22 protein-coding genes are annotated in these 24,669 nt (G+C 64.7%); 13 read left to right on the forward strand and 9 right to left on the reverse strand.

Features of this window, described 5'->3' with window-relative positions; all coding sequences use genetic code 11:
- Nucleotides 1-48: 48 nt before the first annotated feature.
- Entirely contained in the window at nt 49-783 is a 735-nt protein-coding gene (locus tag XI04_RS32845) for an SDR family NAD(P)-dependent oxidoreductase (protein ID WP_028140078.1), read from the reverse strand.
- Between the two features lie 149 nt (nt 784-932).
- Between XI04_RS32845 and XI04_RS32850 the strand changes: the two genes are divergently transcribed.
- A complete protein-coding gene (locus tag XI04_RS32850; RefSeq protein ID WP_028140077.1) occupies nt 933-1,304 on the forward strand; it encodes a winged helix-turn-helix transcriptional regulator in 372 nt (123 codons plus the stop codon).
- 464 nt (nt 1,305-1,768) lie between these two features.
- Here the strand turns inward: XI04_RS32850 and XI04_RS32855 are convergent, their stop codons facing one another.
- A complete protein-coding gene (locus XI04_RS32855; RefSeq protein WP_095424779.1) occupies nt 1,769-3,532 on the reverse strand; it encodes a caspase family protein in 1,764 nt (587 codons plus the stop codon).
- 195 nt (nt 3,533-3,727) lie between these two features.
- On the opposite strand from XI04_RS32855, the gene XI04_RS32860 reads away from it, so the two are divergent.
- The 3 genes from XI04_RS32860 to XI04_RS32870 are packed head-to-tail and all read left to right on the forward strand — an operon-like array spanning nt 3,728 to nt 5,852.
- Nucleotides 3,728-4,459 (forward strand): haloacid dehalogenase type II, encoded by a 732-nt coding sequence (locus XI04_RS32860; RefSeq protein ID WP_028140076.1) that lies wholly within the window; start codon nt 3,728-3,730, stop codon nt 4,457-4,459.
- A gap of 38 nt (nt 4,460-4,497) precedes the next feature.
- Nucleotides 4,498-4,965 carry a YbaK/EbsC family protein gene (locus XI04_RS32865; protein ID WP_028140075.1) on the forward strand — a complete coding sequence of 156 codons (468 nt, stop codon included), beginning with the start codon at nt 4,498-4,500 and terminating at the stop codon, nt 4,963-4,965.
- Nucleotides 4,966-5,024: 59 nt separating this feature from the next.
- Nucleotides 5,025-5,852: an adenylate/guanylate cyclase domain-containing protein gene (locus XI04_RS32870; RefSeq protein ID WP_152103768.1), complete on the forward strand. Its 828-nt coding sequence runs from the start codon at nt 5,025-5,027 to the stop codon at nt 5,850-5,852.
- Nucleotides 5,853-5,920: 68 nt separating this feature from the next.
- Here the strand turns inward: XI04_RS32870 and XI04_RS32875 are convergent, their stop codons facing one another.
- Nucleotides 5,921-6,268: a hypothetical protein gene (locus XI04_RS32875; RefSeq protein WP_028140073.1), complete on the reverse strand. Its 348-nt coding sequence runs from the start codon at nt 6,266-6,268 to the stop codon at nt 5,921-5,923.
- 314 nt (nt 6,269-6,582) lie between these two features.
- On the opposite strand from XI04_RS32875, the gene XI04_RS32880 reads away from it, so the two are divergent.
- The gene (locus XI04_RS32880) at nt 6,583-9,201 is read left to right on the forward strand and encodes an autotransporter outer membrane beta-barrel domain-containing protein (RefSeq protein WP_271609994.1); all 2,619 of its coding nucleotides are present in this window, start codon (nt 6,583-6,585) and stop codon (nt 9,199-9,201) included.
- Between the two features lie 70 nt (nt 9,202-9,271).
- On the opposite strand, the gene XI04_RS32885 is transcribed toward XI04_RS32880, so the two are convergent.
- Nucleotides 9,272-10,258, reverse strand: a complete 987-nt coding sequence (locus tag XI04_RS32885; RefSeq protein WP_028140072.1) for a tripartite tricarboxylate transporter substrate binding protein — start codon at nt 10,256-10,258, stop codon at nt 9,272-9,274.
- Between the two features lie 148 nt (nt 10,259-10,406).
- Here XI04_RS32885 and XI04_RS32890 point away from each other — a divergent pair, with 148 nt between their 5' ends.
- A complete protein-coding gene (locus XI04_RS32890; protein WP_028140071.1) occupies nt 10,407-10,664 on the forward strand; it encodes a hypothetical protein in 258 nt (85 codons plus the stop codon).
- Between the two features lie 31 nt (nt 10,665-10,695).
- On the opposite strand, the gene XI04_RS32895 is transcribed toward XI04_RS32890, so the two are convergent.
- Nucleotides 10,696-11,631: a LysR family transcriptional regulator gene (locus tag XI04_RS32895; RefSeq protein ID WP_028140070.1), complete on the reverse strand. Its 936-nt coding sequence runs from the start codon at nt 11,629-11,631 to the stop codon at nt 10,696-10,698.
- A 118-nt stretch (nt 11,632-11,749) separates the two neighbouring features.
- Between XI04_RS32895 and XI04_RS32900 the strand changes: the two genes are divergently transcribed.
- From XI04_RS32900 to wrbA, 3 genes are all read left to right on the forward strand, one after another.
- Nucleotides 11,750-12,502 carry an SDR family NAD(P)-dependent oxidoreductase gene (locus tag XI04_RS32900; protein WP_038947526.1) on the forward strand — a complete coding sequence of 251 codons (753 nt, stop codon included), beginning with the start codon at nt 11,750-11,752 and terminating at the stop codon, nt 12,500-12,502.
- Nucleotides 12,503-12,537: 35 nt separating this feature from the next.
- Nucleotides 12,538-13,236: a pirin family protein gene (locus XI04_RS32905; RefSeq protein ID WP_271609993.1), complete on the forward strand. Its 699-nt coding sequence runs from the start codon at nt 12,538-12,540 to the stop codon at nt 13,234-13,236.
- Nucleotides 13,237-13,366: 130 nt separating this feature from the next.
- Nucleotides 13,367-13,966 (forward strand): NAD(P)H:quinone oxidoreductase, encoded by a 600-nt coding sequence (gene wrbA / locus XI04_RS32910; RefSeq protein ID WP_038947528.1) that lies wholly within the window; start codon nt 13,367-13,369, stop codon nt 13,964-13,966.
- 58 nt (nt 13,967-14,024) lie between these two features.
- Here the strand turns inward: wrbA and XI04_RS32915 are convergent, their stop codons facing one another.
- The 3 genes from XI04_RS32915 to XI04_RS32925 all read right to left on the reverse strand — a co-directional run bounded on the left by XI04_RS32915 (nt 14,025) and on the right by XI04_RS32925 (nt 17,748).
- Nucleotides 14,025-15,170: a GNAT family N-acetyltransferase gene (locus XI04_RS32915; protein ID WP_271609992.1), complete on the reverse strand. Its 1,146-nt coding sequence runs from the start codon at nt 15,168-15,170 to the stop codon at nt 14,025-14,027.
- Between the two features lie 118 nt (nt 15,171-15,288).
- The gene (locus XI04_RS32920) at nt 15,289-16,641 is read right to left on the reverse strand and encodes an O-antigen ligase family protein (protein WP_271609991.1); all 1,353 of its coding nucleotides are present in this window, start codon (nt 16,639-16,641) and stop codon (nt 15,289-15,291) included.
- A 3-nt stretch (nt 16,642-16,644) separates the two neighbouring features.
- On the reverse strand, nt 16,645-17,748 hold the full coding sequence (locus XI04_RS32925) for a glycosyltransferase (protein ID WP_038947530.1): 1,104 nt from the start codon (nt 17,746-17,748) through the stop codon (nt 16,645-16,647).
- Nucleotides 17,749-17,994: 246 nt separating this feature from the next.
- On the opposite strand from XI04_RS32925, the gene XI04_RS32930 reads away from it, so the two are divergent.
- Nucleotides 17,995-18,987 (forward strand): glycosyltransferase, encoded by a 993-nt coding sequence (locus XI04_RS32930; RefSeq protein WP_038947531.1) that lies wholly within the window; start codon nt 17,995-17,997, stop codon nt 18,985-18,987.
- 3 nt (nt 18,988-18,990) lie between these two features.
- Here the strand turns inward: XI04_RS32930 and XI04_RS32935 are convergent, their stop codons facing one another.
- A complete protein-coding gene (locus tag XI04_RS32935) occupies nt 18,991-20,019 on the reverse strand; it encodes a glycosyltransferase family 2 protein (RefSeq protein WP_271609989.1) in 1,029 nt (342 codons plus the stop codon).
- 384 nt (nt 20,020-20,403) lie between these two features.
- On the opposite strand from XI04_RS32935, the gene XI04_RS32940 reads away from it, so the two are divergent.
- The 3 genes from XI04_RS32940 to XI04_RS32950 all read left to right on the forward strand — a co-directional run bounded on the left by XI04_RS32940 (nt 20,404) and on the right by XI04_RS32950 (nt 24,661).
- The gene (locus XI04_RS32940) at nt 20,404-21,204 is read left to right on the forward strand and encodes a class I SAM-dependent methyltransferase (protein ID WP_271609988.1); all 801 of its coding nucleotides are present in this window, start codon (nt 20,404-20,406) and stop codon (nt 21,202-21,204) included.
- Nucleotides 21,205-21,495: 291 nt separating this feature from the next.
- The gene (locus XI04_RS32945) at nt 21,496-23,865 is read left to right on the forward strand and encodes an exopolysaccharide transport family protein (protein ID WP_271609987.1); all 2,370 of its coding nucleotides are present in this window, start codon (nt 21,496-21,498) and stop codon (nt 23,863-23,865) included.
- Nucleotides 23,858-24,661 carry a WecB/TagA/CpsF family glycosyltransferase gene (locus XI04_RS32950; RefSeq protein ID WP_028140059.1) on the forward strand — a complete coding sequence of 268 codons (804 nt, stop codon included), beginning with the start codon at nt 23,858-23,860 and terminating at the stop codon, nt 24,659-24,661. Before XI04_RS32945 ends, XI04_RS32950 begins: the two co-directional genes overlap by 8 nt.
- Nucleotides 24,662-24,669 lie beyond the last annotated feature (8 nt).

Genomic DNA, 24,669 nt, shown 5'->3' on the forward strand with positions numbered 1-24,669 from the left:
CGCCGCGCATGAGGGCTTCGGGTGACCGAAGCCCTCATGCGAAAAACCTCAGATCTGAGCGAGGCCTCCGTCGACGAACACTTCGCTGCCGGTCATGAAGCTGCTGTCCGACGAAGCCAGGAACGCGGCGACCGCGCCCGTCTCCGACGGGGCTGCCACGCGGCCGAGCGGCGTCGTGCTTCCAAGCGCGTCGAAGGCTTCCTCTCCGACGATCTCCAGTGCCAGCTCCGTCTTGGTCGGCCCCGGCGACAGCACATTGACGCGGATGCCGGTGCCGCGCAGATCCTGCGCCCAACTCCGCGCCAGATTGCGAACCGCGGCCTTGGTCGCGCTGTAGATGCTGAACTGCGGCGTCCCCATCACGCCCGTGCTCGAACCGGTCAGGATGATCGACGATCCCTTCGTCATCAGGGGCAGGGCCTTCTGCACCGTGAAAACCAGTCCCTTCACATTGACGTCGAAGATGTGATCGTAATGCTCGACCGTGATCTCGCCGAGCGGGGCGAATAGTCCGGTGCCGGCATTGGCGAACAGAATGTCGAGCCCGCCGCGTTCTTTCTTCACCGTCTCATAGAGCCGGTCGAGGTCGGCCAGATCCGTCACCGAGCCCCTGACGGCGCGCGCCGAGGATCCGAGCTTCGCCACGGCGGCGTCGAGTTGCTCCTGCCGCCGCCCGAAGATGTAGACGAACGCGCCTTCGTCGATGAACCGTTTCGCCGCTCCAAATCCGATGCCGGTGCCGCCGCCGGTCACCACTGCCGTCTTGCCTTGTAGTCTGCTCATGATGTGCTCCTTCACTGAGGTTGCACTGAGCTGGCGGCATACCCACCTATCGACAAGTATGCACCTTTTGGTAAGTACCCAAAAAAATGTCAGACACGACTTTCCCGCCTGCGCAGTCTCCAACACCGGTCCAGAGCTGCACGCCGACTCTGCCCGGCTTCACCTGCGGCTTAGATGCAACCTTGCGGGTCGTCGCCGGCAAGTGGAAGCCGCTGATCCTGTACTTCGTCGCCCAGGACGGCCCGACCCGCTACGGCGAGCTCCGCCGCGCCATCCGCGACGTCAGCGACAAGGTACTGATCCAGCAGTTGAAGGAGCTGGAGGCTGACGGTCTCGTGAAGCGGACCGACTACAGGGAAGTGCCCCCGCGGGTCGACTACAGCCTCACTCCCTTGGGTCACAGCCTGGCCCAGGCTCTCGTGCCGCTCTGCACGTGGGGCACCGAGCACATGGCGGAGGTCAGCCAGGTCTTCGCCGAGCGCGCGACCTGGACGCGGCGAGGACGTCAGCCGACTGGCTAGCTTGAATGGTTGCATCGAACGCCATGCAACCTCTACCTCTGCGTCTGCTTCCTCTTAAAACGGTTGTTCAGACAGTTGGCTGGCGAACAATATTTGCGGTGTTTTGCAAAAGCCGAACCGTCCATGGCGCAACTGCCGGTGGGGCATTGTCCGTTGTCAGAGCTCATCTTGGCTGCTGGACTGTGCACCTGAGCCCTCGCTTCGACCGCAAACACCAGCGGAAACATTACAACAAAAAGAACTGCAAGAATCCTCGACATCACCCGGCCCCTCGTTTCAGTGTCAAGTCAGACTTTACCCAAGAATTTGACTGAGAAAGAAAGCAAATCGATCATTGAGAGCATGCGCCTTGCGCCTCGACCGTTGAACGACTCCATCCATTTGAGCCGATGCGAGTTCAAAACGCGACTGCGCCGACAACAGCCCAAACACAAGCAAATTTCATTTTTCTCCGCCTTGGTGATTCAGCACGTCGGCTGCCGACTGCACCAGATCTTGGCTCTCTGCGGGTCCATCTGCTGAATGGCCCTTGCATAGCATCCCGTGATGGGGCCCATGCATTTCTGGTAGGTGCCGTTAGATAGAGCCGCATCAGCGCGCGTGACGGCGGAGGACGAAGAGGGTCTTGCTTCGCGGTGCTGCAGCTCTGGCTTTTTCTTTGCTTCAGGCAACGCTCCCTTCTTCTCGCACTCATTCTCGTCGTTCAGGACGTAGCCCTTGCGGCAGGTGATTTTCGTGCAGCGGTCCCCCTCTGCGCGGTAGCCGTTCTCGCAAGTCAGCGGACAGATTCGCCCGCCCTTGTTTCTGACGGCGTCCAGCGCGTCGGTCGTGGCGACGCTCACATTCAGTTTCATGCCAGCGTGCTTGTTGAAGAGGTCGAGGGCTTTCTGCGAGGGCTCACCCCAAACGCCGTCGACAACGCCCACATTGCATCCCACGCGACGTAGCTCGGCTTGCAGCGCGCGAGCTGTGTCGGCACTGATCTGCTCCGTCTCGACGGGAGGCGGTAGAGCAGCGACTTGCTGGTTCTTTTCTCGCGAGGCATTTTCTCGAGTTGCGAGTTCCCGCGCCGCGTTCTCCTGGGCTGTCAGACGAGCTCTTTCAGCCGCAGCAGCCTTGTCCTGCTCGACCTGCTTGACCTTCTCGGCAGCGATGCGGGCCTCTTCAGCAGCCTTGGCAGCCGCAGCTGCTTTTTCTATCTCGAACTGTCTTGCACCTTCTGCGGCAAGTCGAACCCTCTCCTGCTCCGCTAGCCTCGCCTTTTCAGCGGCAGCTGCCCGCGCCTCTTCTGCAGCGATTTTTTTCGCGTGCGCTCTCGCAAGGTTGGCATAGAAACCATCCGGATATTGAGACAGAAAGGCTTCCCAGCCATCGCGGGTGCCGAGTTGCAGCGCCAGTTCGTAGTCCCTTCGGATTGCCGTCTGCGGATCCGCCTGCGGTCCTGTTGGTGACGGCGCCGCCACTGCCGGGACAAGCGATAGATCATCGCCTCCAAGTGAGCCGTAGAGGTATGGCTCTTGCCGGTTGGCGGTAGACTTCAAAACTTCGTCGCGGACGTAACCAAAAGCCTTTCGCAGATCCAGGCCCGGCTTGGTGACGTGGTGAACCATCGCCGCCGTGAACGGACTATTCTTGCCGTCACCATCCAGCGCTGTTGAACCTGCCTTCGATGCGAAGGCAATCAGGGTGTTGGGGCCTGACGGTTCTACCTTTGCGAGGCCGCGCCCAATCGCCCTGGAAGCGAGGGTCCGCTTCATCACCTTCGAGAACGGGCTGTCACGGCATGCGTCAAGAACCACCAGCCGCAGCTTTTTCGCAGGCTCGATAGCGACCAACACCCGATCCAGCGACATTGCCTCGTCATAAATGTCAGTGTCACGTTCGAGGACAGCATCGATCGGGACGAGATAATTGACCCCATCAACCTCGATGCCGTGACCTGCATAGTAAACGACCGCAACCTCGGCATCGCGGGACTGTTCGATAAAGTCCCGCAGCGCCCGCCTCATATCGGCTACTTTCAGGTCATGACGCAGGTCGACAAGATCGAAGCCGGCAGCCTTCAAGGTTTCCGCCACGAGCGCAGCGTCGCTGGAGGGATTGCCGAGCCGGGCGACCTTTTCATAAGCCGAGTTACCGATCACCAGCGCCACACGACGCTCGGCCTGCGCCGAACCGCAGGTCAGCCAGATGAAAAAGAATAATGAAAACCAGCGAAGAGCGCCCATCGTAGGCCCCGATCAAAGTGTGCGCAGCCTACGTCGAGCCTGATGAAAGGCAAGCATTGGCTCTGTGATGCTGATCACACTTCGATGCCGTGCCTGCAGTTTGGCAAACTTCCGCTGTGCCTTGGTAAGCTGACGACAACGCGTACTCCCCCAAGCGGAGTTCTTGTGCCCACAACGATCCCGGAAGGACAGCCGATGACCATCAAAGCCGTCGTCTTCGACGCCTACGGAACGCTCTACGACATCCAGTCGGTGGCTGAGGTCACCGAGGATGCGTTTCCCGGCTATGGCGAGATCATCACGCAGGTCTGGCGCATCAAGCAGCTCGAATACACCTGGTTGCGCTCGCTGATGCAGCGCTACCAGGATTTCACCGCGGTCACCCGCGACTCGCTGGCCTATACGCTGCGCGTGCTCGGGCTGGCCTATGAGAGCGAGGCGTTCGAGCGCGTCATCGAGAAATATCTGCATCTCGACCTCTATCCGGACGCGACAAGCGCGCTTGCAGCGCTCAAGCCGCGAAAGCTCGCTATCCTCTCCAACGGCAGCCCGGACATGCTGAATGCACTGGTGCGCAATTCCGGCCTCGATCGTCTGCTCGATGCCACCATCAGCGTCGATGCCAAGAAGATCTTCAAGCCGAGCCCGGAGGCCTACTTGCTGATCGGGGAAGTGCTCGGCACCGCACCGAGCGAGACTCTGTTCGTGTCCTCCAATCCATGGGACGTGGCGGGAGCAAAGTCGTTCGGCCTGAACGTCGCCTGGATCGAGCGGGTGACACCGGAAGCCATGGCGCTGGCTTGCGTCGAGAACGAACTCATGGCACCGCTCACCATGTTCAAGGCGATCCGCACCCAGATGGACGAGCTTGGCTTTGCGCCGGACCACCGCGTCCGCGCGCTCTCCGAGCTGCCAATGATTGCTTAGGCATCGCCGCCCGCAAAGTCTGAAATGAGCTGCCCGGAATGAGCTTGGAATCCGTTCGCGCCTTTTTCGCCGAGAAAGCGCCCGACATCACAGTGATGGAATCGCCGATCAGCTCGGCCACGGTGCCGCTGGCGGCCGAAGCCTACGGGGTCGAGCCCGGAATGATTGCCAAGACGCTGAGCTTGCGCGTCGGCGAACGCGTGATCCTGATCGTCGCCGCCGGCACCTCGCGCATGGACAACAAGAAGGTCAAGGCGCAGTTCGGCGGCAAGCCGAAGATGCTGGGGCTGGAGGAGGTCGCCGACATCACCGGCCATGAGGTCGGCGGCGTCTGCCCGTTCGGGCTGAAGTCGCCGCTGCCGATCTATTGCGACGTCTCCCTGAAGGCTTTCGACGTCGTGGTCCCGGCCGCCGGCTCGACCCACAGCGCGGTGCGCATCACGCCCGACCGGATGGCCGAGCTGACCGCCGCCGAATGGGTCGATGTCTGCGAGGTCAGGCCGTAAGGCGGCACCGGATACGATCCCTGATGCATTTGCCGATCAGGGAGGCTAGCATGGCGCCGATGACCGACGACAAGGTGAAACGACGACTGACCACCGTGCTGTGCGCTGACGTGTACGGCTATTCTCGTCTCATGGAAGCAGACGAGACCGGAACGCTGGAGACGCTCCGCCGCTACCGCACCGCCATCGCGCGATTGGTCGAGCGCCATGACGGCCGCATCGTGAATACCTGGGGCGATGCCGTGATCGCCGAGTTCGCCAGCGTCGTCGAGGCCGTGCAATGCGCGGTCGAGATTCAGCAGGAAATCTCCAGTCAGGCCGCGGACGCGCCGCAGGCGAGCCCGATGCAGTTTCGCATCGGCATCAACCTCGGCGACGTCATGGTGGACGGCTCCGACATCTATGGCGACGGGGTCAATATCGCATCGCGGCTGCAAGAGCTCGCTGAGCCCGGCGGCGTCGTGATCTCGAGCTCCGTCTACGACCAGGTGCACAACAAATTGTCGGTTGGCTTCGACTGTCTCGGCCAGCGTCCCCTGAAGAACATCGCGCCCCTGACCAGCTATCGGCTGACCCTGGGTAGCCAAACGGCGGTGCCGGGAAGCGTCCCGATCGAGGCAAGCGCAGCGCCCTCAGAGCGAGCGCGTGCTCCGCGAATGGACAACAGGCGCGAGCTGTCTTCGGCGACGAATGTCGTCTCGGATTGGCTCGCAAAGCTGCCCCGCCCGCTGGCAGCGGCCCTCACGGTGTCGGCCTTCCTGATTCTGATCAATCTTTTCACTGGCAACAAGATCTGGTTCCATTGGCCGGTCGCAGCCATTCTCTTCGGTGTCGTCCTGCGGATGGTGCTTGGACAACCTGAATCGGACAGCAAGACCGAGCGCTGACCCGGCGGCACGACCGCATCGTCGCGCCTAGCGCTGCGCAATTTTCCGGATCCTGCTCTCTTCAGAGCCTAATCGTCGTAATCGTCATAGGGACGCTGCGGAGGTGGCGGCGGCGCATTGTTATAGCGCGGCGGCGGTGCAGCACGATTGCGCGGGACCTGCTGCTGCGGCGGCATCTGGTTGTTGGACTGGAACACGGCGCGGCAGCCGCTCGACAGCTGCGGCGTGTTCTGCTGCAGGCAGGCGGTGATCCGGCTCACGTCCGGAATCTGGTCGCTGCACAGACGCCAGACGTCCGGCGTACATGCCATCTGCTGTTCCATGGTGCCGCGATATTCCTGGGCGAATGCAGCGCCCTGCGCGACGATGCCGCCGACCGCGAGCGCCACACCCAGCGCAATCCGCTCTGTTCGCATGTCCCGATCCTTCTCGATTCCCGTCGATTTTCATCAATCAATGAGGCAGGACCCGGTTCTGAACCAACAACAAAATGTGAAAATGACTTCGGAACCCAATTCACCCCAAATATTCGGGTTGCCCGCAACGTCATCCCCCTGCGCTGTTGTCCACTTGCCCCGGCGACATGCGGCGCCATGGTCCGTGGCACCGCCGCAACAGGGCCAGCGCAAACCGGCGGGCTTGCGCCTTTGGCCATAGGGCATTTCGCATAACGCCAAGAACCGCGGCGACGGCCCCGCTAGCAATTGCGCTGGAATGAGGGAATCCGTCGATGCCGACTGCAATACCGGCCTGTGCGCAAAACACCACAACGGCCGCCATCCTGCGTAACAGGCTGCTCGTGACTGCGGCGCTGGCGCCGCTGGTGCTTGCCGCGCTGCCCGTCCTTACAGCCGTCCCGGCGCTCGCGGCCTGCACTGTGGCCGGCACCGGCACGATTGGCGCGCTCAATTCGGGCGATGTCGCGACCTGCACCGGCCTCGGCAACACCGACCACATCAACGCCACCGGCGGCAGCAACGTCACGGTCAACGTCGGCGACGGTACCTTGACGTCGCTCCTGCCGGGCGCCGGGATTCCCGCGATCGTGTTCGACGGCACCATCGCTTCGCATGTCACCGTCAACGATCAGGCGACAGCTTCGACCTACAGCGGAGCCGTGCTGCTCTCCAACGGATCAAGCCACAACAATGTGACGATCGCGGCTGGCGGGATCGCGGAAGGTACGGGCAACGCCGAAGCGGCCATCGTCATCGACAATTCGAACAGCAATCTCGTCAACATTCGCGGGACGGTCGTCGGCACCGGAGGAAACACGACGGGACTGCGGATCAGCGGCACGTCCAGCGACAATGTCGTCCTTGTCTATCAGGGTGGATCGATCGGCGGCGGCCATACCGGCGTGCAGCTCATTGCCGGCGGCAATACCCTCATCAATGGCGGCACGATTTCGGGCGGCTTCTTCATCGCCATCCAGGGCTCTTCCGGCACCGACACTGTCCTCAATGCCGGAACCATCTCCGGCGGCGGCAGCGGAGCGATCGACCTGTCCGGAGGCGATGACCTGCTGGGCCTCGCCCCGGGCTCGACGATCACCGGAAATGTTCGCGGCGGGACCGGCACCGACACGCTGAACCTTGGCAGCAGCGGCATCGCCTCGTTCGATCTCGGCAATCTCGGAGCCGGCCTTCAATTCGACGAGTTCGAGCAACTGACAAAGACCGGCACCTCGGTCTGGACGCTGACCGGCACCACCGCCTTCAACGGAGCCACCACGGTGGACGCGGGCGGCCTGATCGTGAACGGCACGCTGCCATCGGTCGTCACCGTTAACGGCGGCTATCTCGGCGGCACCGGCACGGTCGGCGGCATCGTCGTCAACAATGGCGGCATGGTCGTTTCAGGCAATTCGATCGGGACCCTCAACGTCAGCGGCAACGTGACCTTCAACGCCGGCTCGACCTTTCAGGTCGAGATCAATCCCGGCGGCCAGTCCGACAAGATCGCGGCGACCGGGACGGCGACGCTCAATGGCGGCACGGTGCAGATCGTGCCGCTCGGCGCGGGCTTCCTCGCCAACACCCAATATACGATCCTGACCGCGACCGGCGGCGTCACCGGCACGTTCGCGACGCTCACGACCTCGGGCAGCCCGCTGGTCTCGGGGCAACTCAGCTACGATGCCAACAATGTCTACTTCCTTCTGCAACAGATCGGCGGCTTCGGAACGCTGTCGGGCCTGACCCCGAACCAGACGGCGGTGGCCGGCGCGCTGGATCAGGCGCAGTCCGGCGGCGCATCCGGTCCGCTCGGCACCGCGATCAATACGCTCGCCGCGCTCAATACATCAGGCATCAAGGCCGGCCTCGACGATCTCGCCGGGCAGATTCACGCCGACGGTCGCCGCTTCACCGCGGACCAGGCCGACATGTTCCAGAGCTTCATGTGGAACGCCGGCACGCAGTCGCGCGGCGAGAGCGTGCGGATGTCAGCCACAGCTTACGCCGAGGCGCCGGCGGACCCGATCGGCAAGGCGCTGCGGGGTCGCCGCGCTGCACCGGTGCAGAGCGTCTGGTTCGGCGGCTACGAAAATTGGGACAAGGTGGCGGCGAGCAACATTGCTTTCGGGACCAGCACGGCCGTTGGCGGCGCGGCCCTCGGCGCCGATCTCTGGAACCTGCCGGGCTTCACGGCCGGCCTTGCGATCGGCGCATCGACCGGTCAGTTGCGCATGGCGGGCCGGGCCGACCGCATCGACGCCAATGCCGGTCATGCCGGCTTCTACGCACGCGGTGAAGCGGGAGGATTCAATCTCGCATCCGCCATCAGCTATTCCTTCGCGGCGCTGGAATCCTCCCGCACGATCTCGTTCCTGGGACAGACTGCAACGGCTTCCTCGCGGGCGAATACCTTTGCCGCGTCGTTCGGCATCGCACGTCCCTTCGAGACCGGATGGGGTTTTGCGGCCGAGCCGTTCGCCAAGGCCGACTGGTATTCAACGCGCCAGGGCAGCTTCTCCGAGACCGGCGCGCCCGGCGTCAATCAGCTGGTGCGCGCCGGCAGCTTCGACGTCGGCTACGGCACGGCCGGCTTGCGCACCCATCACCGCATGATGATGCCGAACGGTCACGCGGCGCAGTTCGGCGCGACCCTTGCCGTACGCCATGAGTTTTCCGGCAACGCAGCAACCATTACCGCTGCGCTCGAAGGCGCGCCCGGCATTCCGTTCGCGATCACCGGCGTCGAGCGCGCGCGCACGGTGGCGCTCACCGGTGCCGAGATCCGATGGGACCTCACGGCCGCGACATCGTTCAAGGCATCCTACGAGGGCGCGTTCGCGCCGGGATATGACCGGCATACCCTTCGGGGCGTTGTCCGCAGCGAATTCTAAAGCATGATCCGGAAAGTGCGCAGCGGTTTTCCGAAAGATCATGCTTAAACAGACAACTTGAAGCGAAGCCCTACTCCACCTTGCCGATCTTCTTCACCGCCGCGATCAGCCGCTTGCTGTCGGTCGCGACGAATTCGGCGAAGGCCGGCGCATCCTGATAGGCGACGAGGCTGCCCGAGGTTTCGAAGGCCTTGAGCACCTCGGGACTCGCCATCACCTGTGCCATCGCCTCGCGCAGGCGGGTCGCGATCGGCGCGGGAAGAGAGCTCTGTGCGAACAGCCCGGCCCAGATATACATCTCGACGTCCTTGTAGCCGAGCTCCTGGAAGGTCGGCACATCGGGAAAGCTCGCGATGCGCTGGGCGCCGCAATTGCCGAGCACGCGGAGCTTGCCGTCGTCGACCTGCGGCTTCAGCGTCCCCGGCGCGGCGGCGATCGCCTGCACGGTCCCACCGAGGATTGCGGTGAGCGCGGGACCCGCGCCACGGAACGGCACGTGCAGCAGCTTGATGCCGGCACTGTTGGCGAACATCTCCATCGCCACATGCAGCGTCCCGTAAGGGCCTGACGAGCCGTAGGTGATCTGACCCGGCCGCTTCTTCGCGTCCTCGACGAAATCCTGCGCCGTTTTCCATGGCGCGGAGGCCGGCACCGCCAGCAGCGTGGGATCGGCGAGCACGCGCGCGATCGGCATGAACTGCGAGACCTCGTAGGCGGCGGGACGGTCGAACAGCCGGTCGGCCTCGGGGAGCACCGCGAGCGAGGACAGCGTCATCAGCAGCGTGTAGCCATCGGGCTCGGCGCGTGCCGCCGCGGCATTGCCGACCGAGCCGCCGCCGCCTCCGGCACGGTTGTCGACGATGACGGCCTTGCCGAGGATCCGCTCCAGCGCCATCGCCACCGGCCGCGCGGCGAGATCGGCCTGTCCGCCCGCGGGAAACGGCACGATCATGGTGATGTTGCGGGCGGGGTAGGTTTGCGCAGAGGCCGGTCCGGGTAACGCAGCGCGCAGCAACGGCAGTGCAGCAGCGGCGCGCAGGACGTCGCGTCGATCCATGGCAGGTCCCTCTCCCGAATTTTCTTGTTTCGCACCCAGCCTAGCGCCGCGATCGGCAAGAACAAGATTTTTACGAAGCGTTAGCCATGTTCGGCCGAGCCCGGAACGCATGCCTGGAGCCGCTGTTGCCCTCTTGAGGGAGTTCGTGATGCCAAACATTGGAACCATCGATGTCGCCCTGGACGAGATGCTGGTGAATCTCGCCGCGATCGTTCTGCGGCTTGCAAGGCCCGAAGTGACGCGTACGCCGGAAGCGCGCCGCGCATTGGCGCAATCGGTCCATCAATATGCGGTTTGTGCGAAGCGTTCGAGAGACCCTCGCGTTCACGTATTGAAGTCGCAGCTGGAAGAAACGCTGAAGCCAAGCCTGCGTATCGTCGCGATCGACGGCGTGAAGGTGGCGTAGGCGAACACCGTCATTGATGCCGCTCGCTTTCCTACGACGCCTTGACCTTCCCACGCGTCCGCCGCTTGCAGGTGCCCGGCAACTTGGCCGCGAGGAAATCGCCGAGGGCTTCGACGCGGGCGGGACGCGGGCCGCCGGGCGGCGTCACCAGGTGCACGGCGCCTTCGGCCTGCTTCCAATCCTTCAGGATCACTTCGACGGCGCCCGATGAGATCGCTTCGCCAACGATGAACTCGGGCAGCTCGGCGATGCCGAGACCCGCGATCAGCGCCGGCATCACGGCTTCGCCGTTGTTGACGCGGAGCTGTCCACCCGGGCGCACGCTGGCCTGCTCGCCGGCGGAATTGGTGTAGTGCCAGATGTTGGGCGTCGACATATAGGCGTAGCTGAAGCATTTGTGCTCGGCCAGGTGCATCGGATGCGTCGGCCGGCCGTGCTTCTTCAGATAGGACGGCGCGGCCACGGTGAAACGCGGCATGGTGAAGAGCCGCCGCGCGATCAGCGAGGAGTCCGGCAGCCGCGCGATCCGCACCGCCATGTCAAAACCCTCGCCGATCAGGTCGACGGTCGCATCGCTCAAATGCAGATCGACCGAGACTTCCGGATAGGCCTCGAAGAACTCAGGCAGCAGCGGCGCCACCGCCTTGATGCCGAACGTCATGGGCACGGCGAGCCGCACCAGACCTCGCGGCGCCACCGATTGCGCCAGCGCCTCGTTCTCCGCCGCTTCGCCGTCGGTCAGCAGCCGCGTCGCACGCTCGGCGAGCTTGTGCCCGGCATCGGTCAGCGCAAGCCGGCGTGAGGTGCGGTTGAACAGCCGGGCGCCGAGCCGCTCCTCCAGCCGTGTCACCGCCTTGGACACCGTGGCCTTGGACATGACGAGCTCGCTCGCGGCCCCCGCAAACGACCGTAACTCCACAACTTTCGCAAAGATCGCGAGCGCCTCGAAATCAGGGAGTTTTGCCATCAGGGCCATCCAATCGGGGCATCTATGGAAACAATGCGTTTCAACAGTTTCTATTTCTATACCACAAGCGGAGGCTTATCCAAGGGTCAATCGCAAACCTACGCAATGGAGAAATCCAATGACCAAGAAGCTCTCAGGCAAGGTCGCCCTCGTCACCGGCGGTTCGCGCGGCATCGGCGCGGCCTCTGCCCGCGCTCTCGCAGACCAAGGCGCGGATGTCGCCATCAGCTACGTGGCCTCGCCGGACAAGGCGGAAGCCGTCGTCACCGAGTTGAAGGCCAAGGGCGTCAGGGCCCGCGCTTTCAGGGCGGACCAGGCTTCCGCCAAGGACGTCACGCAGCTCGTCAACGACGTCGCCAAGGAATTCGGCCATCTCGACATCCTCGTCAACAATGCCGGCGTTGCCACTGGCGGTGCCATCGACGAGGCCAATGCCGACACGGATGCCCTCGCCCGCCAGGATCAAGTCAACGTGCACGGCGTGATCGCGGCGATCCGCGCCGCCTCGCAGCTGATGGGTGAAGGCGGCCGCATCGTCACCGTCGGCTCCATGCTCGCCGACCGCGCCTCGTTCCCTGGGCTTGCCGACTACGTCGCCACCAAAGCCGCCGTGGTTGGTTACACCAAGGGCGCGGCACGCGACCTCGGTCCGCGCGGCATCACCGTGAACGTGGTGCAGCCCGGCTCGATCGACACCGACATGAACCCGAAGGATGGCGGCGAGTTCGCCGAGACCCAGCGCAAGCAGCACGCATTGCAACGCTTCGGCCGTCCGGAGGAAGTCGCCGCCGGCATCGTCTTCCTCGCAAGCCCGGACGCCTCCTTCGTCACCGGCACGGTGCTCAACGTCGACGGCGGGTTCGGCGCCTGATCGAGGCGCCAACCACCCACACAGGAATTACGCAAATGATCGAACTCAGACCTTTCAATAAGCTCGGCGGCGCCGATCACGGCTGGCTCAAGGCCAAGCATCACTTCTCCTTCGCTGGCCATTACGACCCGAACAACATGGGTCACGGCGCATTGCGGGTGTGGAACGACGACGAGATCGCGCCCAACACCGGCTTTCCCGCTCATCCCCACGCCAACATGGAGATCATCACCTATGTGCGCGAGGGCGCGATCACGCACCAGGACAGCCTCGGCAACGAAGGCCGCACTGAAGCGGGCGACGTGCAGGTGATGAGCGCGGGCAGCGGCATCCGCCACTCCGAGTACAATCTGGAGCCGACCCAGACGCGGATCTTCCAGATCTGGATCGAGCCGACGACGCGCGGCGGACAGCCGACCTGGGGCTCGAAGCCGTTTCCGAAAGCGGATCGTTCCGGCAAGCTCGTCACCATCGCGAGCGGCTTCGATGACGATGCAGACGCGCTGCCGATCCGCGCCGATGCGCGGGTGCTCGCAACTACGCTGAGGGCCGGCGAGAGCGCGGAGTACGCGCCGCAGAAGGCGCGGCATCTCTACCTGGTGCCCGCAGCGGGTGCTGTCGAGATCAACGGCGTGCGCGTCAACGCCCGCGACGGCGCCGCGATCCGCGACGAGGACCGGCTGAAGATCACCGCGCTCGAGGACACCGAGCTCGTGCTCGTCGACGCGGCGTAAACGCTCTCGCCGTCATGGCCGGGCATAGCCGTCTGAAGGACGGCGTCGCTTCCGCCAGCCTATGTCCCGGCCATCCACGGCTTCGACGATCCCAACAATCATCCAACTCTTCCCCCCAACGGAGACCACCATGACCAAAGTTCTCGTCCTCTATTATTCCGCCTATGGCCATATCGAAGCGATGGCCAACGCCGTCGCCGAAGGCGCGCGCGAGGCCGGCGCCACCGTCGACGTCAAGCGCGTGCCGGAGCTGGTGCCGGCCGAGGTCGCGAAAGCCTCCTATTACAAGGTCGATCAGGCCGCCCCCGTCGCCAAGATTGAGGATCTCGCCAATTACGATGCGATCATCGTCGGCACCGGCACCCGCTTCGGCCGCATGGCCTCGCAGATGGCGAACTTCCTCGATCAGGCCGGCGGGCTCTGGGCCAAGGGCGCGCTGCACGGCAAGGTCGGCGGCGCCTTCACGTCCACCGCGACCCAGCATGGCGGCCAGGAGACGACGCTGTTCTCGATCATCACCAACCTCCTGCATTTCGGCATGGTCGTGGTCGGCATGAACTACGGCTTCGCCGGCCAGATGAAGCTCGACGAGGTCACCGGCGGCGCACCCTACGGCGCCACCACGATCACCGGCGGCGACGGCAGTCGCCAGCCCAGCGCCAACGAGCTCGCCGGCGCGCGCTATCAGGGACGCCAGATCGCGGAGACCGCCAGGAAGCTCCACGGCTGAGCTCCATGGCTGATCGGTAGCGCCGATGCGTCGCGGCATTCCCGTCGGGAGTGCCGCTTCAGCGTGTTCCCTTGCCCATGGCGCGCGCCGCAAGGGCGGCCGCCGCGGGATGGCGGCGCAGGCCCTGCGCGGCATGGTCGCGCCATGCGAAAGGAACGCCGCGCCAGGACAGCGCGATGCTGACGTCGGTCAGCGGCACCCTCTCGGCACCGAAGCGCCGCTTGTAATCCTGGTTGCCGATGCTGAGGTCGAAACGGCGCACGCCCTCTGCATGCAGCGCCGCCATCGTGCGCTCGGCGACGAGCAGCCCCGGCGAGCAGCTCGACCATGAATTGCCGGCGTGGCTGATGCGCAAGAGGTAGTAGGTCGCGCCGGATCTGACGCCGAACGCGGTGGCGACAATACCCTTATCGCAGACGAGCGCTGTGACGACCGCATAACCTTCCGCGACGCCCTGGCGGGCGACCTCGCGGTAAAACCGCGCATGGGCGTCGTCGTTGAGGACGAACCGCGAGCCGAGCTGACGCATGCGCGCCTGCTGCTGGACATCCGTCACGTCAAGGAGCTCATGCGCGCGCGCAACGTCCGCGGCGATCTCGAACCGCGCTCCTTCGTGCCGGCTGAAGACGCGCCAGCAACGCGGCATCTGCATGCGCTTGATCGAGGCCTGGTAGTCCTCATAGTCGTCGCCCAGCAGCACGACATTGCCGTTGAGCGATGAGGATCCGATCCGCCCGAGCGACACCAGCGGATTCGGCTTGCCGCCGACCTGGGCCGGCATCTTCCTCAGGCGAAGCAGGTCGAAGCGATCCGGCAAGGCGCGCAACGCCTCGACCAGGGCCCCGCTGATCGCATCCATCGTCGCCGCGTCCAACGCGGCATCGAGCGCCAGGATCGGCGCGTTGTTGTCGGAGACGCCGAGATCTGCGAATTCGACGATGCGGATGCCGCGCCTGATGTGGCTGACCATCGGCACGACCGCGATATCCTTGCCGGTGGCGGCATCCGAGATCATCGCGACCAGCGGCGCAAAATCGTGAAACGCCTCATACCATGCATCGAGCCAGTAACCATGCTGGAATGCGGTGCGATGCCCGGCGTTCAGACGCGACGCGGCCTGCCGCCAGTCACGCACGAAATCGACAGCGACGTTCGACGTGCTGGACACGAGGCCATCTGGTTGCTCGACGCTGAGGAACGTCATCTGCGGGGCATACGATTACTGAATGTTTCGAGATAGATTATGTTTGTCGCACATCACAAGAGACGTAGCCGCTCAATCGTTAAGCCGATGCCACCATCGCCCCGGCTGCGACAAGCTGTCAGCGCTCCGGTTCCATCGGCTCGACGCATTGGAACCTGGCGAGGAAATGCAGGCCCGCCACCGCGAGCGCGAACATGAACCAGATCGGATTTTGCCGTTCGAGCAGGAAGGTCTCCGTCGCGCCGTAGTACAGGCCGAACAGCCACACGGTCAGGAACAGCTTTGCCAGCGCCCCACTGCGGCTGTGAGCCTGGGCTGACTGGAAATTGCCGAGCGGTGCGAGCACGAACACGAGAATCACGAGCAGCAGCCCCGGCAGACCGATGGTGACCGCGAGGTCGAGATAGCTGTTGTGGCTGTGCGCCGCCGACGTCGCCCATTCGGCGCCCTGGGCGGTCTGCCGTGCGGTGACATCATCCCAGAAGGCCGCATAGCCGTGACCGATGATCGGCTTCTCGGCGACGGCCGCGAGCGCGAACTCCCAGATCGCGGAGCGGCCGGTGAAGGTCGGATCGAGCGGCAGCAAGCGCGTCATCGCTCCCAACGCCGGGCTCAAGACACTGCCGACCGTCAGCAGGTTCATCACGATCAGCGGCACGAAGCAGATGATCCGCTTCAGCCACAGGCTTGGCGTCACGTAGACCAGCGACGCGAGCGCGTAGATCGCAAGGCACAGCACCGTCGAGGTCTTGCCGCCGGTGAAGATCAGGAAGATGCCGGCCAGCGCGGCGATCGCCGGTCCCATCACGAACGAGCCGACGGCGGTCAGGTAGATGCCGACATAGACCAGGATGGTCATCACGGGCGAGGCGATGTTCTTATGGCCAAAACTGCCGCGCCAGTCGCCGGCAAGCTGCGGCTCGCCGATATCGAACGCGGTATGGATCGAATAGTGCGGCGCGAGGAAGACACCGAGATAGCAGAGCGCGAGCAGCACCAGCGCGGCAGCACCCAGGCACAGATTGAAGCTGCGCTGCGTCGGCGGCAGCAAGGGCAGCAGGACGGCGAGCGATGTCACGCTGGCGGCGAGCACGAAGCGCTGGATCGAAACGCCGCGGCTCTCAGAGAGGACGATGTTGATCACCAGCCAGCCCACGAGGCAGAGATGAAGCGGCGTCACCAGGGTCTTCAGCGCCGGCGCATCCGTGGTGGCGACGAGCAGCACCGCGACCGCAGCGAGCAGTCCCCAGGAAACATAGGCCAGCGCCATCCGTCCGCCGACGACGGTGGTGACATCGGGATTGCGCAGGTCCGGGAACGGATCGAGCGTCACCAGCACCAGCAGCAGCGAGGCGACGGCGACGAGGCAGCGCGCCGCCTGCACGGCATTCAGCTCCGCCAGGCCGTCGCGGAAGGCGCGACCCAACGATCGGGCCTCGAGGCCGGTGGTGTCGGCGGCGCTGCGGTCCATGGTTCAGGACACCTGGTGACGCCGGGGAAGCTCCAGGTCGTGGCTTAACCCCATCGAGCGTCCATCGACCGGGTTAGCGGGGGCCTGCGACGCCGCCGGCTGCCGCACGATGCTCCGCGCGATCTCGTAATATTGCAGCGCCCGTTGCTCCAGCGTGAGGCTGTCCAGGACATAGCCGCGCGGATCGAACACGCCCGCAGCGCACCCTTCCCAGAAGTCGTCCCACCCCGCCTCGAACCCGGCGACGTCGACGAATTTGGCACCGCAGCGCTCATCCCAATACGGCACCGACGACACCGGCGCGAACTGCACGCGGTGCGGATAGTAATCGGGGTCTCGCCACGGGCCGCCCGGATCCCAGGCGAATACCGGCACGCCGCAAGACAAGGCCTGCTGATAGGCGATGCCCTGGCTCTCGTTCTGACACAGGAAGATCATCGCGCGCGAGGCCGCCAGCGCCGCCTGATAATCTTCCTCCTTGTAGCTGCCATAGCGCAGCTCCGCGAAGGAGCGCCCCTCTTTTCGCAGGCGGGCGCGGACGGGTTCGATCAACTCCGGCGCAAAACGCTCGCGATCCCAGTGGACCTTGTCGTAGATCAGCACGTCGACGGCCTTCTGCGAGGCCTGCGACGGCGCCCATAGATCGGTGTCGATACCGACCGGCCAGGCCTCCGTCTCGGGCCAGTACGGCCGGTACATGTCCACGTACCAGGGGCCGGGTACCACGACTTTCTTCACCGGCAGCCGCTTGAACAAATCAGGATCGTCGAGCGGATGATTGTGGGCGGCGACGCCGAGCAGGATCGGGTTCTTCCACGCGAACTTGTCGAGCAGGAAGGTGCGGCCGACGATGCAGGCCAGCTCTTCAGGATGCCGCGCGATGTAGCCGTAGTCGTTGACGCGGTAGCGGATGCCGAGCCGGTCGAGCCCCGCACAGAGATTGAGGAACACGCGAAGTTGGCCGCTCATGCGCGGCTCGCCGAGCAGCAAGCGGCGCGCCATGCGCCGCAGATGCCGGTCGCCGGGAAACCAGCGATCGTCCTTGTCCTCATAGAAGAGGTTGAGGATCATCGCATCTGGGTCGTGTTCGAATGTCTTTGCGGGCACTGGATTCCATCCGCGGCAACCGGATGCGCATTCTCGCATGGGACCGGCTGTCACTCTCTTCCAAATTTGCCACAGGCTTAATGCCAGCGGCTTAACGCTAATTGACGAAACCGGCGCCGCGCAGGCCTTCCCGGCAAGGATCAGGCTGTAATGCGAGTATCATTCGCTGGGCCTGCCCATGCTGCGATCGATCGCATCATCCATTCAGCGCATGCGTCCTGGTTAACAGACTCTTAAAGGCGAGCCGTGGCTCAGATCACCGCCGAAGACGTTCTCGATTTGCCGGCCACCACGCGCCTCGTTCCGGCGGGACGCCAGCCCCTGCCGTCGAGCTCGACCTCGTCGGTGTCCGTCGTCATTCCCGCCAAGAACGTTGCGGCCTATGTCGGCGAAACCCTGGCCAGCGCACTGGCGCAGGGCGAGGTGGGCGAAGTGATCGTCGTGGACGACGGCTCGACCGACGACACCACCGCCATCGTCCGCGGCATTCGCGATCCGCGGCTGCGCCTGATGACGAATGATTCCGCCGGCGTGTCGGCAGCGCGCAATCTCGGTGCGCGATATGCCCGCGGCGAATGGCTGCTGTTCCTCGATGCCGACGACCGCCTTCGCCCCGGCGCAGTGGCGGCACTGCTGGAGGCGGCACGCGGGGCTCCGCGGGCGGTGCTCGTCTATGGCGATTACAACACGATCGACAGCGAGGGACACCAGATCGGCCGGCGCGGCCTGCTGAAAGGGCGCCGGAAGCCGTCCGGCGACGTGCTGACGCGGCTCGCCGCCGGCAATTTCATCGTCAATGGCGGTATTGCGCTGGCACGCGCGGAAGCTTTCCGGGCCATCGGCGGTTTCGACACATCGCTGCGCTATTGTGAGGACTGGCACTGCTGGTGTCGCCTCGCCGCAATCGGCGAGTTCGAGTTCGCGCCAAAACTGCTGCTCGATTATCGCCTGCACACCGCCAACACCATGAACGCGGCGGTGCGGACGCCGAAGGACTTCTTCCCTGCCATCGCGAGGGTATTCGACGACGGACTGATCCTGGCACGCCTGCCCGAGGGCATGGCGGCCGGACTGCGCCTCGCCGCCGAACTTCATCTCATCACCTACTCGGCGATGCAGGCGGTTCGCTTCGGCCGATATCGCCAGGCTTTTGGCTATCTCGGAATGGTCGGCCGGCGCTCGCTCAAGGCGTTGCCGCGCGCCGCGGCCAGGACCGCCCTCGCCCGCTTCGGCATCTAATCGTCACGACACGATCTTCGAGGCCTCATAGGGCTTCGGCTCGATCCCGAATGCCGCGAGCATCGAGCCGAGCGCGACCATTACCGGATGCATCGCGACGACGGCCTTCGACGACGTCAACAGACCTGCGGACCGAACCAGCGAGAGCGGCAATCGCCCGAGCATCTGCGCGAACACCCGCGCTCGCGCCGCCGCGCCCTGCGCGGCCTTGTACTGCACGCGGTAATTGATCGCGCCGATGCGCAGGCCACGCTTGGCGATCCAGCCGAGGCTGGTGCGGCTTTGCGGCACGGTCTCGGTGATGACCGCCTCCGCGGTCCAGTAAAATATCATGCCGGCATCACGGCACCGCACGAAGAAATCACAATCGCCGCCGCCGAGGAAATTGAAGCGCAGGTCGAACGCGGGACGGTCGAACCGCTCGAAGGCGGCGCGCGTGATCAGACAATTGCCGCAGCCATAGATCAGCGGCACAGCGCCGGAATAGTCGTAGGCGGGACAAAAGGCGGGATGACGCGAAAGCCACGGCTTGCTGTCATCGTCGAACATCGGCAGCACCGGCCCGCCGACCACGTCGGCGCCGGTCGCCTCCGCGGTACGGACCATCAGCTCGAGCCAGTCGCTTGATGCGATCTCGTCGTCGTCGATCATCAGGAAGCGGGTTGCGGCAGGAAACAACGCCTGCGCCGTCTCGAACGCAGCGTTGATGGCCTGGCAATTGCCCTGCCGCTTCTCGACGAGGCAGACGCCCTGCAACCTGCCGGCGGCCAGAAACTCCGCGGCAACCGGCGCGCTCTCGCGCTGCGTGGCATCGTTCTCGACCATAACGACGGCAAAGGACCGCGGGGTCCGCTGGTTCGCCAGCGACTCCAGCGTCAGCCGCAGGTGCTGCGGCCGGCGAAAGCAGGGAATGCAGACGACGATACCGACCGACAGGTCGATGACCCCGGAGCTCGCGGCGATCTCCCGGTTGGGATCGCGCACGGCATCCGTGATACGCGTGGCAGACAGGTCTGTCGGGATCAATGTCATGACGTTCTAGATGTCCGAGATATATTGAAAAAGCCCTGCTTCATTCGTACGTCCCCCGACGGCACATCGTCGCGGGACAGATGCGTCCCAAAACGAACGGCCAGTTCATGGCGCCTCACGCGGGTCTCCCGGCGGTCCCAAGACAACATCATGCGTTTAACCGCTTTCGTCTGTTTCTCCCGCGAAATCATGCGCACCTGGTACTGCAATTCGCGGTCCATGCGCCGACGAAGACCCAACATGAACAATGCCGTAGTTAATGCGCATGCGCATTAACCCGACCGTAAGCACTGCGACCGGTGAGACGGCGCGGCATCGGATTTGCTCTTCGGGCTCGCGATATTTTTCCTGTAAATTTGAATAGAACAAGCGCGGTCAGAAAATATGAACAAGCCAGCCACGATCGATTTTGCGACAGCCACGGCGATCCAGATTCCCGCGGCCGCGACCCCCGTCCAGGCGCTTCACGATCTCGTCCCCGGCGAAGCCCGCGACAGCCTGCTCGCAGTTCACGACGTGCTGCGCCGTGAACTGCCGCAGGGCCAGCTCGCCATCTATGAAGCCGGCGGCGGCTCGTGCAGCGTCCTGCCGCCGGAATTGCCTGGACGCAGCAAGGTCACGGTCGTCGACATCGACGAGGACCAGGTCCGCAACAACACCTACGCGGATGAGGCGATCCTCGGCGACGTGCAGACCTATCGCTTCGGACGCGAGACCTTCGATCTCGTGATCTGCTACAACGTGATCGAGCATCTGCCCCATGTCGACGCCGCGCTCCTGAACTTCCGCGATGCGCTCAAGCGCGGCGGGCTGATCCTGATCGGCGCGCCCAATCCCCGCTCGCTCTCCGGAATCGTCACCAAATACTCGCCGCACTGGTTTCACGTCTGGTTCTACCGGCACATCCGCGGCATCAAGGATGCCGGCATGCCCGGTGAGCCGCCATTCCCGACCTTCTTCCATCCGCTGGTGACGCTGCCCCGGCTCGAAGCCTTCGCGGCTGCCAACGGCCTTGAGATGATCTACCGCCGCGAGGTCGAAAGTCCGCGCTATCCCGAGATGCGCCGGCGCAAGCCGCTGTTCGCGGCGCTCGTGGACGCCGGCGCGGCCGTGCTGAATACCATGCTCTCGCGTGGGACCGACGTCCGTCGCGGCGACTATCACGTCATCCTGCGGAAGAGCTGACGGTCATGGCGCGCGCGCGGCTCATTGCAGAACAAGCCGAGCCTCGCGGCCAAGCCGTGCGCGGTAACGAACTGTTAATCTCAAGGGAGCCCCGGCGTCGCTGGCGTCACGAGGACGCACTGCGGAGTGGCATGCGCTTAAACGCTTTGTTTGCCATTTCGGTGAATAGTCCCTCAATGAGTATGGTTAATTTTCCCTGTTGCGTTGATTGGGCACCTATATCCCGGGTGCATGGCGTAGAGCGAAGAGTAGCCCCTCAGCCTGCGGCAGTTGGAATGAAAGCTGGGGATCATGCTTGACTATAACCAGCCGATAGATCGGGCCGGACCGGAGTCGCCGCAACAACGGCCCCAGGCCGGCTTCAACGTGCTGGAGCTCGCCAATCTGCTCTGGCGGCGCAAGGTCGCGATTGCCGCGGCTGCCCTGCTCGGCGCAACTCTTGCCGTTACCGTGGGCAAGAGCCTGACGCCCCGCTACACCGCCACCGCCCAGCTCTATGTCGATCCGCGCGAGCTTCAGCTCGTCGATCGTGAGCTCACGCCGCGCGCGCAGGACGTCTCCGGCATGTCCATGGTGGTGGAGAGCCAGGCGCGGCTGATCACCTCCAACAGCGTGCTGCTCAAGGTGATCCAGCAGGCGGGTCTCGACAAGGACGCGGAATTCGGCGGCGGCAGCGACGGCCAGAGCCTGATGTCGCCGCTGCTCGGCCTGATCGGCCTGCAGCCCCGCGCTCCCTCCGCGGCGGACAACCAGGAAGTGCAGCTTGCGGCGCTCGAGGCGCTGAACCGGCACATCACGATCCGCAAGACCGAGAAGAGCTTCATCGTCGACATCGAGGTCTGGTCGACGGATCCGGCGAAAGCGGCGATGCTCGCCAACACGCTGACCAATGCCTACCTCACCGAATCCCGCAACTCACAGGCTTCGGCCGCACGGCGCGCCACCAACGATCTCTCCGGCCGCCTCAAGGAGCTGCGCGAGCGGCTGCGCAACGCCGAGACCGCGCTCGCGACCTACAAGGCCCAGAACAATTTCGTCGGCACTCAGGATGCACTGATCAGCGATCAGCAGCTTTCCGCCAGCAACCAGCGGCTTTCCGCAGCCCGCGCGGCGACGATGGATGCGCAGGCGCGGCTCGATCAGATCGAGGCGAGCCGCCGTACCGCTGCCGATGCCGGCGCGATCCCGGAAGCGCTGCAATCGCCGACGATCGCGAATTTGCGCGCGCAATATGCCGATGCCCGCAAGAAATATGCTGAGCAGGCCGGCGAGCTCGGGCCGCGCCATCCGGCGCTGCGCCAGACCGAGAAGCAGGTCGAGGATCTCAAGCGCACCATCAGCGAGGAGATCGATCGCTTCGCCCAGTCGGCCAAGAACGATCTGACGCGCGCCCGCGACTATGAGGCCTCGCTGAACCGGGCCATGGAAGCGCAGAAGCGGCAGAGCGTGCAGCTCAGCCAAGCCGCCGTCCGCCTGCGCGAACTCGAGCGCGAGGCCGATGCCAGCCGCGACGTCTATCAATCCTTCCTCAAGCGCTCGCGCGAGACCGAGGAGCAGGAGACGCTGAACACCTCGGCGGCCCGCGTCATCGGCGAAGCGACGGTGCCGCAGCGGCGCTCGTTCCCGCCCGCCATGAGCCTGTTCGCCATGATCGGCTTCGTCTTCGGCGCGCTCGCGGCGTCAAGCTGGTTCGCCGCGGTCGAACTCCTGCTCGTCGGCGCACCGGCGCCCGCACCGGCCCGCCGTGAGCGCAAGCCGGCACCGGAGAGAACGCGCACTCCCGAGGCTTTGCCGGCTCCGGAAGCTCCGCAGCCTCCGCAGGTCTCGCGACCTCAGGAAGTGGCGCAGGCCCTGCCCGAACTTGCCGCGCCATCGCTGCAGCCTGCGATGGTCGAAAAGCCCCTGATCGAAAAGCCGCTGATCGCGCGCCTCCAGGAGGCCGACGTCATCCACACGCTCGGAGCCATTCTCGCCACCGGCGGCGGCGTCGACCTCACCCGGCTGGGCTGGCCGACGTTGCGGCCCGGCTTTCCCCTGACGAAACTGCTCAACGCCTGGCGCGATATGCGAGCTGCCGTGGCCCGGCGCGCCGGCGACAAGACGATGCCGGTCATCGCGCTGGTCGGCGCCGGCGACACCACCGGACGCAGCGTGATCGCGCTGAATTTCGCGCTCGCGGCGGCGCGCGACGGCGCCCGCGTGCTGATGATCGATGCCGACCATCAGGCCCGCGCGCTCTCGAACAAGGTCAGCCGCCCCGGCAAGAGCGAGCCGAGCAGGCTCGGCTGGCTCTCGATCGGCAGCAAGGCCGCACGCGAGATCAAGACGGTCAACGGCATTTCGGTGCTGCCGGCCGGCGAGGGTGATGCCGGCAAGGCTGCCGACGCGATCCGCAAGGCGATTGCGCAGGCGCGTGCCGCAGGCGGCTATGACCTCGTGATCCTCGACGGCCCCGCGATGCCGCTCTCGGCCGGCGGCCGCAAGCTGCTCGACGACACCGACGCGCTGGTGGCGGTGCTGCCAACCAGCCTCGACATCAACGACAGCCTGGAAGAGATCCTGACCGCGCTGGGCCGCGCCGAGCGCAAGCTCGTCGGCGTCGTGCTGGACGAGCTCACCCCTGCAATCCAAACGCGCCAGCGAGGCAGACAATATGCTTGAGCGTCGCGTCAACCTCGACGGACGGGCAGCAACGGCCGACGTGCCGCGAATCACCGTCGGCGGGCTCCGCATGGCCGCGATCGATCTGGAAGCGACCGCCGATTTCATGATCGAGGCGACCGATCCCGACAATCGCATCGGCCGCCCGTTATTCCTGACCTCGGCCAATGGCGAGGTGCTGGCGCGCTGCTCGACGGAACCGCAGACCGAGCGCCTGTTCCGCGCCGCCGACCTGATCAATGCCGACGGCCAGCCGCTGGTGGCGGCCTCGAGGCTGCAATCCTGGTTTCCCCTGCCCGAGCGCGTCGCGACCACGGACCTGTTCCACGTCGTCGCGCGCAAGGCGGAGGCGGTCGGCCGCACCTTCTACATGTTCGGCGCCAGCGAGGCCGAAAACATCGTGGCCGTCGAGAACGTCCAGAAGCTGTATCCGGACCTCAAGATCATCGGGCGCAGCCATGGCTATCTGCGAGGCGAGGCGCTGCGCGCCAAGGTCGAGGAGATCAATGCGCTTGCGCCGGACTATCTGTGGGTCGCGCTCGGCGTGCCCAACGAGCAGGCATTCGTGGAAGAGTTCACGCCGTACCTCACCAATGTTGGCGTTATCAAGACATCGGGCGGCCTGTTCAACTTTTTGTCGGGCAGCCGTTCCCGCGCGCCGCAATGGATGCAGAAGGTCGGACTCGAATGGGCGTGGCGTACCTTGCTCGAGCCGCGCCGCCTGTTCTGGCGCTATTTGACCACCAACCCCCGCGCGCTCTATCTTCTCTTCAGCCGCAACCGACCACTCCGCTAAGAGAAGAG

This window comes from Bradyrhizobium sp. CCBAU 11430, from assembly GCF_028128855.1.
In the GTDB taxonomy this organism is placed as follows: Bacteria; Pseudomonadota; Alphaproteobacteria; order Rhizobiales; family Xanthobacteraceae; genus Bradyrhizobium; species Bradyrhizobium ottawaense.